Raw genomic sequence first — 14,524 nt, forward strand, 5'->3', positions numbered from 1 at the left:
ATGATACAATTCATATAATTAATCCCTTCAAAAGGGGCGAGGCATTTGAATATTGAATTAAATCGCAAAATAATTGAAGATATGTGTGGTATTGTCTCCTTCAAGAAAGGGGACTCTTTTTATCGTGCTAATAAAGTAACAATTGAAAGTTACACACAGGATCGCTGTGAGGCAATAATTGCAGGAACAGAAGATTTCCATGTCACGATTGAAAAGGCAGGAAATAAGGATATTCGCACAACATGCAGCTGTCCAACATTAGCATCGTTTAAAAACGACTGTCAGCATATTGCAGCCGTCCTGTTGTCGATTGATGAACGTCAGCATCAAACAGCAAAAGCACAAGAACAAGCACTCACGGAAGGATTAATGACGATATTTAATGCGAAGACGACCCGTTCAAGCGGGCATCAGCTGCATTTTGAAGATCGTAAAGTACTTGATTTAGTGTTTACGTGCAAGCCTGTTGCTGTGAATAATAGTCACTGCATGTTTGGGGTGGAAATTAATATAGGTCCAATCAAAATTAGTAATATCCGGCAATTTCTTGAGCATGTAAATGATGGAAGTCCCTGTAAGCTGTCCGCCGCTTTCATTTACGATCCATCTCTACACTGTTTTCAACAGGAAACTGATGCCTGTGTGCAGCAGCTTATTACTGTCATTCAGGATGAAAGATTATATCTGGATGAATTATCAGGAACAGAAGAAATAGACAATCATCACGTGCTTCTAATTCCCCCATCTGCCTGGAATCACCTTGTACCACTGCTAATAAAAGCTCCAATGGTGAAGCTGGAATACCTTGGAGAAACAGTTGATGGGATCGAAATAGTGGACAAGCAGCCACTGCCTTTAAGGTTTGATTTTACAGAATTGGACGGTCAGGGCTATCAATTAAACATTACTGGAATGAATAATCTAATTGTATTGAAATCCTATAAATCTGTTCTTGCTGCTGGAAAAGTAATGCAGTTGAAATTTGAGGATTGCAGCTATCTTTTTGATCTGAAACAAATGCTGGATGCATCCGGATCAAATCAAATTGCTATTCCCCAGAAACAAATAGGCTTTTTTATGGAAAAGATTGTGCCTGTGCTGAAAAGGATAGGTGACTTTCGGCTGTCTGAAGCCCTTTCCAAACAGTTTAGGAAGGTACCTTTAATTGCAAAGCTTTTCCTGGATCGTGTCCACAATCGCTTGCTCGCCGGGTTGGAATTTTACTATGAAAACAACAGGATTAATCCTTTAGATGAAAGTCAAGCAAGCCCATTTGTTGTCAGGGACATGGAAAAAGAGGATGCCATCCTGGAATTGATGGAGGATAGTTCTTTTACCCAGACGGACGGGGGCTACTTTTTACACAACGAGGCACTGGAATATGAATTTTTATATCATATGCTTCCCAAGCTTCAAAGCCTTGTGCAAGTATATGCTACAACGGCAGTAAGGGCTCGCGTAACGAAAGGAAATAATCCGCCTAAAATCAGAGTAAAGCACAAAAAAGAGCGGACAAACTGGCTGGAATTCAAATTTGAAATGGACGGCATTCCTGAAAAACAAATACGTGACATTTTAGCAGCGTTGGTGGAAAAAAGAAAGTATTACCGGCTGCGTGACGGATCCCTTCTTTCTTTGGAAACGAAAGAATTTGAGGAAATAAAACGTTTTTTGAATGCAGTGCCAATACAGGATCAGGATGAGGAGCTGGAAAATGGTCTGAATGTACCAATTATCAAGGGCTTCCGGCTGCTTGACACTGTTTCGGATGATGCAGTGTCATTGGAGGAATCGTTTCATCAGTTCCTTGATAAAATTCAAAATCCGGACAGCATGAAGTTCGCGATACCAGATAATTTAGAAACGACATTGCGTGATTATCAAAAACACGGATACAGGTGGATGAAAACACTCGCAAGCTATGGATTCGGAGGAATTTTAGCAGACGATATGGGGCTAGGGAAAACACTGCAGGCAATCGCTTTTATTCAGTCAGAGCTAACGGCGATACGTGATCATAAGATTCCTGTCCTTATCGTCTGCCCATCATCGCTAACCTATAATTGGTTTAACGAATTAAAAAAATTCACCCCTGCTATACAGGCGGAGATTATTGATGGCAATACAGCAGAACGAATCAACATCCAGCGAGATGCAATGGATAAGGATGTAATTATTACCTCGTATCCATTGCTGCGCAGTGATATCCAATGGTTTAAGAAGCAAAACTTCCATACCGTGTTTTTTGATGAGGCACAGGCATTTAAAAACCCTATGACGCAAACTGCCCGTGCTGTAAAGAAGCTTCAAGCAAATTACCGGTTTGCCTTGACCGGCACACCGGTGGAAAATGCAACAGAAGAGCTGTGGTCTATTTTTCACGTCGTTTTTCCTGAGCTTTTCGGAGGATTAAAGGAATTTAGTTACCTTACGAAGAAAAAAATTTCCCGCAAGATCCGCCCATTTTTGCTGCGCAGGGTGAAGGAGGATGTACTGTCTGAGCTTCCTGAAAAAATAGAATCACTGGAATCGGTCGAGCTGCTTCCGGATCAGAAGAGGCTGTATGCGGCCTATTTGGCAAAACTGCGGCATGATACATGGAAGCATTTGGACAAAGATACAATCCGGAAAAACCGAATTAAGATTCTTGCCGGTTTAACAAGGTTGCGGCAGATTTGTTGTCATCCTGCCTTGTTTGTCGATGGTTATAAAGGAAGTTCGGCTAAATTTGAACAGCTGAAACAAATTATCGAGGAATCCAGACTTTCTGGACGAAGGGTGCTGATTTTCTCGCAATTTACGAAAATGCTTGCACTCATCGGCAGGGAATTGCAGCTTCAGGGCTTACCGTTTTTCTATCTTGATGGGCAGACACCATCAGAAGAACGGGTGGAAATATGTAATAAATTTAATGCTGGGGAACGCAATTTATTTCTAATTTCCTTAAAAGCGGGCGGCACCGGCCTAAATCTAACGGGTGCGGATACGGTAATTCTATATGATCTCTGGTGGAACCCTGCAGTCGAGAAGCAAGCGGCCGACCGTGCACATCGAATTGGCCAGACGAATGCCGTACAGGTGATCAAACTGGTAGCACGCGGGACAATTGAGGAAAAAATGAATGAACTGCAGGAGAAAAAGCGACATTTAATTGGGGAAATTATTGATTCTGATGACGAAGGGTCTATGCTTACGGAAGAGGATATAATGGACATGCTGAAGGTGTAAGTTTTGTGGGGATTAAATGTGCATTTCCTACAATTGATTCTTTGATAAACCGAGCGGGATGCCGTTCCAGAAGCTGCTAATAACCACACTTATTAGATATACAACTAATAAGTGCGGTCCCCAAATCAAATAATACCATTAAAAAGTGGTCCGCTATCCATTCTACTATTTTCAGTCTTCCTGTTTCATTAATAAACATTGGCCAACTCGTTTTTTAAAACATCTAACGAATAAATAGAGCTATTGCTGCTGATTAGTGGCGATAGCTTATTATTATTTCCTGGAAATCGCGGCTTTTATTTCCAATTATATGGAAATACGAGCCGATCTTGCCCGAATACGATCCAAGAAACCGAAATACGATCCAAAAACAGTCAAATACGAGCGGAAAAAGAGAAATACGATCCAAAATCCACAAAATACGATCCAAGTACATAATACAGAACGACACTGAGAACTCCATGTGAAGGAGATTAAAAATTGATAAGAAGGATATAACACTAATAAAACAAATGGTTTTGGCATGAAAAAGTCTCATAGAAATTTGACAATTTAGAAATAGTTTTATATAGTTTACTCAACAATGTTGAATCAAAATAAACTTGATTGAATAATATATAGAAACGGCACAGATGTATTTGCAGATGCAAATGCAAAATTATTCACCCTTAATGTAAGCGTATTCAAGTAACTTTAATTTTGTTCTTAAAAAAACTGATTTCATGCAGGTACTCATGGTGGATACTAGCATTTTAAAAATAAGAGGAGGGAGAAACATGGGACAATGGCCAGAATTTGTTCAGATTAAGGAAGTAGGACCACGGGATGGTTTGCAAAATGAAAAGAAGCTGGTTGCGACTCCGGATAAGGTTAATTGGATCAATATGTTATCTGAATCTGGGGTAAAGGAAATTGAGTTTTCATCGTTTGTCAATCCGAAATGGATACCTGCATTGTCTGATGCGCATGAGCTGGGCAAGAAAATAAAGCGGAATCCGGATGTCAGGTATTCTGCGCTGGTACCTAATATGAAGGGTCTGGAACTTGCACTTGAAGCCGGAATTGATGGTGCCTCCGTGTTCATGTCTGCTAGCGAAACGCATAATAAGAAAAACATTAATAAGACGATTGACGATACGTACCCGGTATTGAAGGAAGTCGTCAGAGAAGCTAAAATAGCCGGGAAACATGTAACAGGCTACGTTTCTACTGTGTTTGATTGTCCATATGAAGGGAAAATTACTCCAGAACAGGTTATCCAGGTATGTGATCGATTGATTGAATTTGGTGTGGATGATATTTCGCTTGGTGATACGATTGGCTCGGCAGTTCCTTTGCAGGTAGAGCAATTGCTCGATGCGGTGCTTGCAGCGTATCCGAAAGAAAAGATTATTATGCATTTTCATAATACAAGGGGAATGGCTATTGCGAATATCATGACCTCCATGCAGTACGGTATCTCTCGGTTTGATAGCTCTATCGGCGGGCTAGGCGGATGTCCATATGCTCCTGGTGCGGCAGGAAATGTGGCAACAAATGATGTACTCTATCTTATGCACGGACTTGGAATTAAAACTGGAATAGATGAAAAGAAGCTTCAGGAAGCGGCACTTTTTATCCAAAACAAATTGGGAAAGCCTCTGCCTAGCAAGTCGCTCGCCTATGCTGCAAGTCAGCAATGAAAGAATAAGAAAGAAATTTAAAGTCACTATTTTCAAGTGGTGAACGACCACATAGAGAATAGTGATTTTTTGTTTTCTCAGGAACCAGCTTGCCTAAAGTGGGACAAAAGAACCGTCCCCATGTCCCATGCCTATGTCCCATGTCCCACTTGACCGGGGTAATGTGCTATTCTATTATTAAGACACCCATATCCAATATAGGGAAAGGGGAGAATTCTGATAGATCTGCTAAACATTGGAACAAAGATTAAACAAGCACGGTTACGAAATAAAAAAACACAGCAGCAAATAGCTGATCAATGCAGCATTTCAAAGAGTATGCTGTCTAAAATTGAAAATGGACAAACATCCGCCGCCGTTGCGACATTATCAAAAATTTGCGAGGCGCTGGATGTACCGCTTTCCTGGATTTTAGACGGACATCCGGAAACAGATCTTGTGCTGCTTCCAAAATCAAATAGACAATACCGAGTAGGCAACGAAAATATGGGTTACTCGTATGAACTTCTTGCTAACCGGTCAAGGTTTTCTGGAATTGAGCCGACAATTGTTCATGTAACACCAAAGGATACAAATTTAAGACATGAACCGTATACACATTCCCAGGACGAGTTCATCTATGTTTTGGAGGGATCGATCCATTTGCTTTACGATGATAAAAAGCATCTTATGGTTAAAGGGGATACCGCCTATTTTAAAGGAACAAAGCCGCATTTGTTTGTCCCTGTTGATAATGATGGGGCAAAGGTATTGACGGTATTTATTGATGGTGGATTATAGATACTAACCAGCCGCATTAATCATATAAGCAGGCGGCGCACGCATACAGTAATAAAACATACTAAAACTGCACCTGCAATTGGTGTTTAACAATTGCAGGTGCAGTTTTTAGTGGATTTAACCCAAAGTCAATATATCGTTTGGCTTTTCAAAAATATAATCAGCATTTTCGAAACCCGAACGACTCCCAGATCCCCACAGGGCTAACCCGAAGTCAATTCCGGCAGACTTAGCACATTGCAAATCATATATTGAATCTCCAATATAGATGGTCTCCTCTGGCTGGCTATCCATTAAATGCAGTCCCAATTCTAATGGATCGGGATTTGGTTTATGTTTTAATGTGTCATCCGCACTTACAATTGCTTGGAAATGGTGTTCAATCCCCAGATGATAGAATCCATTTCGCAATTCTTCTGTTGTTTGAGAGGTTACAATTCCTGCTTTTGGCAACTGAGCAATTACTTCTGGAATGTCTGGGAATATTGGGACGTTTTTCATAAACGGCTTTTCTTTAGCCACCCATGATTCTAACGTGGTAGGGATATCAGCAATATTTAGAATTTCCAATGTACGCAGACCAGGTATCCCGATTGAAAAACGCAATTCATTTATTTCCTTCTCAATACCTTGCTCTTTCAGTGTATCCTGTAATGCTTTAAGACCAATTTGTTCTGAATCAATGATTGTACCATCCAAATCGAAAATGAATGTTTTATACATGAAATCATCCCTTTTTCATTCGTTGTTTAAAATAGAATAAAGGATGAAATGCATTTCAGGTCAATACTTAAATGGAAGAACGATGAATAATTTGATACGGGATTTTTATTTTATCTTTAGATTTTTTAATGGCTAGTTCAAATGCTTGCTCGCCGGCTTGAATAAGTTGGTGATCAACCGTTGATATTGCCAATGCTTCACCAATCGGCTGGTTTTCTTGACCTAATAGAGCCACATCCCTGGGGATATGCATACCAATGGATATAGCATATTGATAAATGCCTGCAGCTACTTCATCTCCATTTGCATAAATAGCTGTAGGTTTTTCTTTTATATGTAATAGTTTTTGGGCGGCACGGTATCCATCTTGCATGGAATAACAATTAAAAATGACGTAATCTCCAGATGGTTTGCCAAATACCTCCTCGTAAGCAGTAAATGTCTGAATTGTACTTTTGCTTTCCATTTCCCTAGCCGTTGTAAAAGCTACTCTTTCATGCCCTCTCTCTTTCAGCAGATAGAAGGCTTCAACGTATGAAGTGTATCTATCTATGTAGGAGCAGCCTATCTCTGAAAAATCGGTATATTCACATGAGATAATGGGTCCATACTTTGTAAAAGGTGTTATAGCTTCCCAGTTATTGGATCTGGATGTGATTATAACTGCATCAAGCATTTTGGTTTGCAGCATCGAAAGGTATTCGAGTTCTTTCTTAGCATCATATGTTGTCGGTAACACGATGACAGAATATTCGTGTTCAATTGATTTATTAAGTATGCCATGTAACATTTGGTCAAATGCCTGGTTATTGTTATATGGAATGATAACCCCGATTTGTCTTGTCTCGCCGCGTATTAAATCAATTGCGTTTCGGTTAGGTGTATAATTAAATTCATCAATAACGTTTTGAACGGCAATTCTTTTTTCCTCAGAAACATACTTGTGATTATTTAATACTCGTGAAACCGTGGTTACCGAAACACCTGCCTTTTTAGCAATATCATGTATATTGGCCATTTCAACCACCCTTTTGTCATTTTTAAGGCTATCATAGTTTATGAATCTAACACTATTTTAGCAAAGTGGGGGTATTATGTAGATTTTTGGATGTGGCCAGTTGCCTAAGATGGTTATTTTCTCCGCTATGGAAGATGCTGGAGCTCGTATTCCTTTCATTGTAAGAGTCCATTTTAGCAGAAGTAACAGTATTTTAGCGATTATTACAGTTTAAATGGGGCTGTCTCATTATGGCAGCCCCCGTTATTTAGACGTAATTGGCTGCCCGGCTAATTTCCGACTCCATTGGATTCTAGTATCGGTAGGTGGAGTGTCTTGCCTGAACATCTTACCGCCATCTAATTGCCATATCTAATTTACAGCATTCCGTGTCTTCAATTTTGGACCCCATTTTCAAGTTAATTCCATCCGGATTATAATTTACTTCAATATCACCTTTAATCCCCGTGGATCTAATTAACTCTTCTACTTTATCCAATTCATTCTTTTGTGCTGCATCCATCACTTTGTAGGCAAATTCTCTGGAATCTGCAAGTTTATTTAAAATTATTGCAGCATCGTTCAGCAATTGCCTGAATGCTCCAGCTGATTCATGGAAAAAATTTGGATTTACATCTGGAAAATCTGGACGAACGTATGGAACATATTGCACTGGCTGATGATGAACACAGGGCCCAAGCTGATAAGCAGGATGTCGATAATACGTTTCATAAAATGGGTGTGGCCATGCAGGGAAATGCATTATGTGAACCTCCTAGGTGTAATTTCATAATAATATATGTTTTATAGCCGTTAACGTGATAAACGCCTTTCAATTTATTTAGCCGGCATAGGTAATTGTATATACAGCGGGAAGTATTTATGAATAACGTAAAGTAAGGCGAGCTGAAAGGGGGGTATTGCTTTGTCACAGCGAAGAAACAGAGGGTTAGGCTTTTGCATTTTCCCGGGCTATAAATATTGCGGTCCAGGCTGCAGCGGCCCAGGTGCTCCAGTAAATGAGGTGGATGCAGCTTGCAAGGCACATGATGAGTGTTACAGCAGGTATGGACCATCGTGTAAATGTGACCAGGAATTTATGCGCCGCCTTCAGAGGGAAATCGATCCATACACGCAAAAAGGCAGGCATGCAAGGACATTATTTAATTATATGAAGTTCCAAACTCTTTTTACTTGTGGTTTCAGAAGAAGATAGGCAAACAAAAAGAATCGTTTTCCCATTGTCTGGAATCACGATTCTTATGTTTTGTTCTATGCAAATGGTCTTTCTTCGTTTTTGTCCTCTGTGTTCGTAAATCAAACTGTGCAAAGGGGCTTCTTCCATTTTCCGGATTTCTTTTTCCCTCGCGTACCAGTTTCTCTCTCTGTTTTTTGGCATTCGATTTTGCCATGGTCATCACTCTCCTGATTTCTTGTTGCTTTTTATTATACATATTTCCAGCTTTTTTACAATAAAGCTTGTCGCCGTAAAACGCTTAAAAGATAGTCATCATTATAAAAGCCTCACTTGCATAAGCTATATAAACCGCGCCCTAAATGGAGGGAATTCAATGAGTATACTAGACAAAGTAAGGAGTCACCGAGAAGAAGAAAGACGGCTAATGTGGGAAGGAACGTTCGGGGAGTATTTGGAAATAGTAAAACAGCGGCCTGAAGTTGCCCAAACAGCTCATTCACGCGTTTATAATATGATTAAAAGCTCCGGATTAACTGAGAAAGATGGAAAAAAGATGTACGACTTTTTCGGTGGGGAGATTTTTGGGCTTGAGGAAGCAATTGAAAGGCTTGTTGAGGAATACTTTCACCCCGCAGCAAAACGACTTGATGTACGTAAACGGATTTTATTGTTAATGGGCCCTGTTAGTGGTGGGAAATCGACAATTGTGACAATGCTGAAGCGTGGATTGGAGAGGTTTTCCAGAACTGATGAGGGTGCGGTATACGCCATTAAAGGCTGTCCAATGCATGAAGACCCACTTCACCTTATACCACAGCATCTGCGTGAGGACTTTTTCAATGAATATGGTATTCGTATCGAGGGTAGCCTGTCACCGTTGAACACAATGCGACTTGAGAAAGAATATGACGGAAGAATTGAGGATGTCGAGGTTGAACGTATATTTTTCTCTGAGGATAAGCGTGTTGGTGTTGGAACATTTAGCCCCTCTGATCCCAAATCACAGGATATTGCTGATTTAACAGGTAGTATTGATTTTTCGACAATTGCTGAATACGGATCGGAATCAGATCCGCGCGCATACCGCTTCGATGGTGAATTGAATAAGGCGAATCGCGGGATGATGGAATTTCAGGAAATGCTGAAATGTGATGAGAAATTTTTATGGCATCTCTTATCGTTAACACAGGAAGGTAATTTTAAGGCTGGCAGATTTGCGCTAATAAGTGCCGATGAACTGATTGTAGCGCATACAAACGAAGCCGAGTATCGTTCGTTTATTTCCAATAAAAAGAACGAGGCGCTTCATTCACGGATTATTGTCATGCCGATTCCGTATAATTTACGTGTTAGTCAGGAAGAACGTATTTATCAAAAAATGATTAATGAAAGTGATATGGCACATGTGCACATCGCTCCGCATGCATTACGGGTTGCTGCCATTTTTTCTATTTTAACGCGGCTGGAGGATTCTAAGAAACAAGGGGTAGATAATCTTAAGAAAATGCGTTTGTATGATGGAGAAAATGTGGAAGGATTTAACCAGGTTGACGTTGATGAGCTGAGAAAGGAATTCCCAACTGAAGGGATGAATGGGATTGACCCGCGCTATGTGATTAATAGAATTTCCTCTTCGATTATACGTAAGGAAGTTCCTGCGATAAATGCGCTTGATGTGCTGCGTTCATTGAAGGATGGGCTTGATCAGCATCCTTCGATCTCACAGGAAGATCGTGATAAATATATGAACTATATTGCTGTTGCGAGAAGGGAATATGATGAAATTGCCAAGAAAGAAGTCCAAAAGGCATTCGTGTATTCATATGAAGAGTCCGCGAAAACATTGATGAATAATTACCTTGATAACGTTGAAGCATTTTGCAATAAAAATAAATTGCGTGATCCGCTTACTGGGGAAGAATTGAATCCGGATGAAAAGCTTATGCGTTCAATTGAAGAACAAATTGGAATTTCAGAAAATGCTAAAAAAGCGTTCAGGGAAGAAATTCTTATTCGTATTTCTGCCTATGCACGGAAAGGCAAGCGCTTTGACTACAGCTCTCATGAGCGTTTGCGGGAAGCAATTCAAAAGAAATTGTTTGCAGATTTAAAAGATGTCGTTAAAATTACAACTTCATCAAAGACCCCGGACGAATCACAGCTTAAGAAAGTTAATGAAGTAATTGCCAGATTAATAGATGAGTATGGATATAATTCCATCTCAGCAAACGACTTGCTGCGTTATGTAGGAAGCTTGCTCAACAGGTAAATTTATAATTATCCCAAAAATAACAGGACTAATCGTTTCGTTAGTCTTGTTATTTTTTAATAGAAAAAGAAAGCCGGGTGTGATGTGAATTCGGAAGGGCATCAGCGGAACATCGGCAGGAGAACGGGAATATCGTCAGGAGAGCAGCACCGAATGACACCCCAAAGTCTGTTTTATTTCAATTTAGTATGCAGTAGTAATAACTTGTTTCACCGTAATTGCATATGATAAAGAAAGCATTGAAGTAATTTTATATGTTTTTTTAACAATTTTATAAAAAAGCTAGAGGGTGAAATTGGCATACTGACTTTCGATCTCTAGAATCTGAAAAGGAGGGGAAGGTATGAATGAAAAGAAGGAAAGCTTCGTCGTCTCCCAGGAAAATTGGTCCCTCCATCGTAAAGGCTATCAGGATCAGCAGCGGCATTCTGATAAGGTAAAGGAAGCCATTAAAAATAACCTGCCTGATTTAATTAGTGAAGAAAATATTATTATGTCGAATGGCCGCGATGTTATTAAAATCCCTATTCGTTCGCTTGATGAATACAAAATTCGTTACAATTACGATAAATCAAAGCATGTGGGTCAAGGCAATGGTGACAGTCAAGTTGGGGATATCGTCGCCCGCGCACCCAGTGAATCAGGTCAAGGTAAAGGCGGATCCGGGAAAGGGCATGAAGCTGGAGATCAGCCGGGACAGGATTATTATGAGGCAGAAGTGTCTTTAGCTGAGATAGAAGGAGTTCTTTTCAAAGAGCTTGAGTTGCCCAACCTTCAACAAAAAGAACAAGCAGAAATCAAAACCGAGAAAATTGAATTTAATGATATTCGCAAAAAAGGACTTATGGGCAACATTGATAAGAAACGAACAATTTTAACGGCAATTAAGAGAAATGCGACGGAAGGAAAACCTGGAATTACGCCATTCTCTAACGACGATTTGCGATTTAAAACATGGAATGAAGTAATCAAACCGGAATCAAAGGCAGTAGTTCTGGCGCTAATGGACACAAGCGGATCAATGGGAAGGTTTGAAAAGTATATGGCAAGGAGCTTCTTTTTCTGGATGACAAAATTTTTGCGATCGAAATATGAAACAGTTGAAATCGAATTTGTTGCCCATCATACTGAGGCGAAAGTTGTTTCAGAGGAAGACTTTTTTTCTAAGGGCGAAAGCGGCGGAACGATTTGTTCATCAGCATATCGCAAGGCATTAGAGCTTATCGATGAAAAGTATAATCCCGTGCGCTATAATATTTATCCATTCCATTTTTCGGATGGAGATAACTTAACATCTGATAATCAAAAATGTCTTAAACTCGTTGATAAAATTATGGATGTTTCGAATATGTTTGGCTACGGAGAGGTTAATGCATATAATCGCCACTCAACATTGATGAACGCATTTAAAACGATCGATAATCCCAAATTCCGCCATTATATTTTGAAGGATAAGAGCGATGTATACCATGCGATGAAAAGCTTTTTTTAGAAGGAAGAAGCGGTTGTTTGACAATTGGAAGGGCTAATATCCATCAAGTATAGGCACTCCTGAACAGGGGTGCCTCCGTTTGTAATGCAGTCGTATATGCGTTAGCGTTATTCCCCTGGCCCAGCAAGTTCTATCTTATAAACACCGCGGGCAGTACTTAGCAGAAACTGTGATCCGTCAAATTCATAAAGCGAATTATCCTCAAGTGGTATTTCGTATTGTGATGCTGGGAGATCCTGAGGCTTGAGGTCGGCGGCATCCGTTAAAACGTGTCCTGTACCGTTTAATTGTAATGTGTGCATTGGTACATAATCATCAATTCTTCTTGTGTTTTTTGAATAAGAAATGTTTTGCAGCTCCATTAATGTTTCATCTACATCATCAAGCTCCAGTTTGGTAACTTTGATATTTTGTCCATTCCATCGATTCAGTAACTCGTTTAACTCTTCTATTGATAAGAAATGTTGATCCATAATCATTCCTCCTATCGTTTATGCTTTCCATGATGGAAAGGAAACATTCAGGGAATTGAGTCTTGAATCTGTGGGAAAAATTGTATATATTGATTCGACATTATTTGGAGAATGGCAGTGACGCATTTGAATTCCATGTTCAAAAATCTTCCACTGACACATACAATATAAAAAGTACAATTGGAGGGATTATATTGACGGAAACGAAGGCGCTCAATCGTGCAATCGCTGAAATTACGGAAATTGCGTCTGGATTTGGTCTCGATTTTTACCCGATGCGTTATGAAATTTGTCCTGCAGATATTATTTATACATTCGGTGCGTATGGCATGCCAACGCGCTTTAGTCATTGGAGTTTTGGAAAGCAATTTCATAAAATGAAGCTGCATTATGATCTTGGTTTGAGCCAAATATATGAACTTGTTATCAATTCTAATCCATGTTATGCCTTTTTACTTGATACGAATAGCCTCATACAAAATAAGTTAATCATTGCCCACGTGTTGGCCCATTGTGATTTTTTCAAAAATAATATGCGTTTTTCCAATACGAGAAGAGATATGGTCGAAAGTATGACCGCAACAGCAGAGCGGATTGCAAGCTATGAGATGGTTCATGGGAAGGATGAAGTAGAACGTTTTTTAGATGCGGTACTATCCATTCAGGAACACATAGATCCATCCATCGTCAGGCCGAAGTTGACACCTTATGAGACGGAAAAGGATGAGGAGGAAGATAAACCGGCAGTGAAGTCCCCATATGATGATTTATGGAGCCTGGATGAACGGACTGAAAAAAAGAAGCCCAAGACGAAAAAGAGACAAAAGTTCCCCCCAAAGCCGGAAAAGGACCTATTGCTGTTTATTGAAGAATACAGTCGCGAGCTCGAGGACTGGCAGCGTGATATTTTGACAATGATGCGTGAGGAAATGCAGTATTTCTGGCCGCAGCTTGAGACGAAAATCATGAACGAGGGCTGGGCATCATACTGGCATCAGCGCATTTTAAGGGAAATGGACTTAACATCTGATGAAACGGTAGAATTTGCATCGTTAAACGCTGGTGTTGTCCAGCCATCCAGACAAAACATTAATCCTTACTACCTTGGATTGAAAATTTATGAAGATATTGAAGAGCGGTACAATAATCCAACTGAGGAAATGCAAGAACTGGGAGTAGAACCTGATTCGGGAAGGGACAAAATCTTTGAAGTAAGGGAAATTGAATCAGATATATCATTTATTAGAAATTATTTAACGAAAGATTTAGTACAGCGGGAAGATATGTATTTATTTGAGAAGCAGGGCAGAGATTACAAAATTACCGATAAAGACTATGAGAAAGTTAGGGATCAGCTTGTCTCCATGCGGGTAAATGGCGGTTTTCCATATATAACTGTTGAAAACGGAGACTATTTGCGCAATAGGGAGCTTTATTTAGTTCACGGCTATGAAGGAACCGAGCTTGACCTCAACTATTTAGAGCATGTTCTACCATACATTTATCAACTGTGGGGGCGGACTGTGTACATCGAAACAAATGTGGAGGAAAAGCAGATTCTATACTCCTATGACGGCAACAAAGTAAATCGGCGGTATATCTAGCTGGGACAGAGGGTCAGACCCACTAGCGTTGCATAACTGTAAATAAATATTATATATGTAAAAATTTTACATTACCAT

The 14,524-nt window shown here is 39.9% G+C and carries 12 protein-coding genes and 1 pseudogene; 8 read left to right on the top strand and 5 right to left on the bottom strand.

The window, feature by feature from the left end; genetic code table 11:
* The first annotated feature begins 45 nt into the window (after window positions 1–45).
* The 3 genes from IEV74_RS11425 (at window position 46) to IEV74_RS11435 (ending at window position 5,690) form a co-directional block, all read left to right on the top strand.
* Complete coding sequence (locus IEV74_RS11425) at window positions 46–3,228, top strand: DEAD/DEAH box helicase (protein ID WP_188455520.1); 3,183 nt, start codon at window positions 46–48, stop codon at window positions 3,226–3,228.
* 776 nt (window positions 3,229–4,004) lie between these two features.
* Window positions 4,005–4,910, top strand: a complete 906-nt coding sequence (locus IEV74_RS11430; RefSeq protein WP_188455521.1) for a hydroxymethylglutaryl-CoA lyase — start codon at window positions 4,005–4,007, stop codon at window positions 4,908–4,910.
* Between the two features lie 246 nt (window positions 4,911–5,156).
* Window positions 5,157–5,690: a helix-turn-helix domain-containing protein gene (locus IEV74_RS11435; protein ID WP_268233834.1), complete on the top strand. Its 534-nt coding sequence runs from the start codon at window positions 5,157–5,159 to the stop codon at window positions 5,688–5,690.
* Between the two features lie 117 nt (window positions 5,691–5,807).
* On the opposite strand, the gene IEV74_RS11440 is transcribed toward IEV74_RS11435, so the two are convergent.
* The 3 genes from IEV74_RS11440 to IEV74_RS11450 all read right to left on the bottom strand — a co-directional run bounded on the left by IEV74_RS11440 (window position 5,808) and on the right by IEV74_RS11450 (window position 8,173).
* Window positions 5,808–6,413, bottom strand: a complete 606-nt coding sequence (locus IEV74_RS11440; protein WP_188455522.1) for an HAD family hydrolase — start codon at window positions 6,411–6,413, stop codon at window positions 5,808–5,810.
* Window positions 6,414–6,480: 67 nt separating this feature from the next.
* Complete coding sequence (locus tag IEV74_RS11445; RefSeq protein WP_188455523.1) at window positions 6,481–7,431, bottom strand: LacI family DNA-binding transcriptional regulator; 951 nt, start codon at window positions 7,429–7,431, stop codon at window positions 6,481–6,483.
* Between the two features lie 328 nt (window positions 7,432–7,759).
* Window positions 7,760–8,173: a YuzC family spore coat inner layer protein gene (locus IEV74_RS11450; RefSeq protein ID WP_188455524.1), complete on the bottom strand. Its 414-nt coding sequence runs from the start codon at window positions 8,171–8,173 to the stop codon at window positions 7,760–7,762.
* A gap of 162 nt (window positions 8,174–8,335) precedes the next feature.
* Between IEV74_RS11450 and IEV74_RS19990 the strand changes: the two are divergent.
* Window positions 8,336–8,434 (top strand): annotated as a pseudogene (locus tag IEV74_RS19990) (phospholipase); the annotation flags it as partial.
* A complete protein-coding gene (locus IEV74_RS11455; protein ID WP_373284331.1) occupies window positions 8,430–8,585 on the top strand; it encodes a hypothetical protein in 156 nt (51 codons plus the stop codon). The pseudogene IEV74_RS19990 and the gene IEV74_RS11455, both read left to right, overlap by 5 nt.
* Before the next feature lie 27 nt (window positions 8,586–8,612).
* On the opposite strand, the gene brfA is transcribed toward IEV74_RS11455, so the two are convergent.
* Complete coding sequence (gene brfA / locus IEV74_RS11460) at window positions 8,613–8,822, bottom strand: ribosome rescue factor BrfA (protein WP_188455526.1); 210 nt, start codon at window positions 8,820–8,822, stop codon at window positions 8,613–8,615.
* A 159-nt stretch (window positions 8,823–8,981) separates the two neighbouring features.
* Here brfA and IEV74_RS11465 point away from each other — a divergent pair, with 159 nt between their 5' ends.
* Complete coding sequence (locus tag IEV74_RS11465; RefSeq protein WP_188455527.1) at window positions 8,982–10,877, top strand: PrkA family serine protein kinase; 1,896 nt, start codon at window positions 8,982–8,984, stop codon at window positions 10,875–10,877.
* Between the two features lie 343 nt (window positions 10,878–11,220).
* Complete coding sequence (gene yhbH / locus IEV74_RS11470) at window positions 11,221–12,369, top strand: sporulation protein YhbH (protein ID WP_188455528.1); 1,149 nt, start codon at window positions 11,221–11,223, stop codon at window positions 12,367–12,369.
* A gap of 107 nt (window positions 12,370–12,476) precedes the next feature.
* Here the strand turns inward: yhbH and ymzB are convergent, their stop codons facing one another.
* Entirely contained in the window at window positions 12,477–12,842 is a 366-nt protein-coding gene (ymzB, locus tag IEV74_RS11475) for a protein YmzB (protein ID WP_188455529.1), read from the bottom strand.
* Between the two features lie 188 nt (window positions 12,843–13,030).
* Here ymzB and IEV74_RS11480 point away from each other — a divergent pair, with 188 nt between their 5' ends.
* Entirely contained in the window at window positions 13,031–14,446 is a 1,416-nt protein-coding gene (locus IEV74_RS11480) for a SpoVR family protein (RefSeq protein WP_188455536.1), read from the top strand.
* Window positions 14,447–14,524: the final 78 nt, after the last annotated feature.

This window comes from Virgibacillus oceani (assembly GCF_014638995.1).
Classification (GTDB): domain Bacteria; phylum Bacillota; class Bacilli; order Bacillales; family Amphibacillaceae; genus Virgibacillus_E; species Virgibacillus_E oceani.

Excerpts from the sequence above, each read along its gene's own strand:
- IEV74_RS11465 (WP_188455527.1), top strand. The coding sequence starts at position 8,982 with ATGAGTATACTAGACAAAGTAAGGAGTCACCGAGAAGAAGAAAGACGG.
- IEV74_RS11430 (WP_188455521.1), top strand. The coding sequence starts at position 4,005 with ATGGGACAATGGCCAGAATTTGTTCAGATTAAGGAAGTAGGACCACGG.
- IEV74_RS11445 (WP_188455523.1), bottom strand. The coding sequence starts at position 7,431 with ATGGCCAATATACATGATATTGCTAAAAAGGCAGGTGTTTCGGTAACC.
- IEV74_RS11455 (WP_373284331.1), top strand. The coding sequence starts at position 8,430 with ATGAGGTGGATGCAGCTTGCAAGGCACATGATGAGTGTTACAGCAGGT.
- brfA (WP_188455526.1), bottom strand. The coding sequence starts at position 8,822 with ATGGCAAAATCGAATGCCAAAAAACAGAGAGAGAAACTGGTACGCGAG.
- IEV74_RS11450 (WP_188455524.1), bottom strand. The coding sequence starts at position 8,173 with ATGCATTTCCCTGCATGGCCACACCCATTTTATGAAACGTATTATCGA.
- yhbH (WP_188455528.1), top strand. The coding sequence starts at position 11,221 with ATGAATGAAAAGAAGGAAAGCTTCGTCGTCTCCCAGGAAAATTGGTCC.
- ymzB (WP_188455529.1), bottom strand. The coding sequence starts at position 12,842 with ATGGATCAACATTTCTTATCAATAGAAGAGTTAAACGAGTTACTGAAT.
- IEV74_RS11440 (WP_188455522.1), bottom strand. The coding sequence starts at position 6,413 with ATGTATAAAACATTCATTTTCGATTTGGATGGTACAATCATTGATTCA.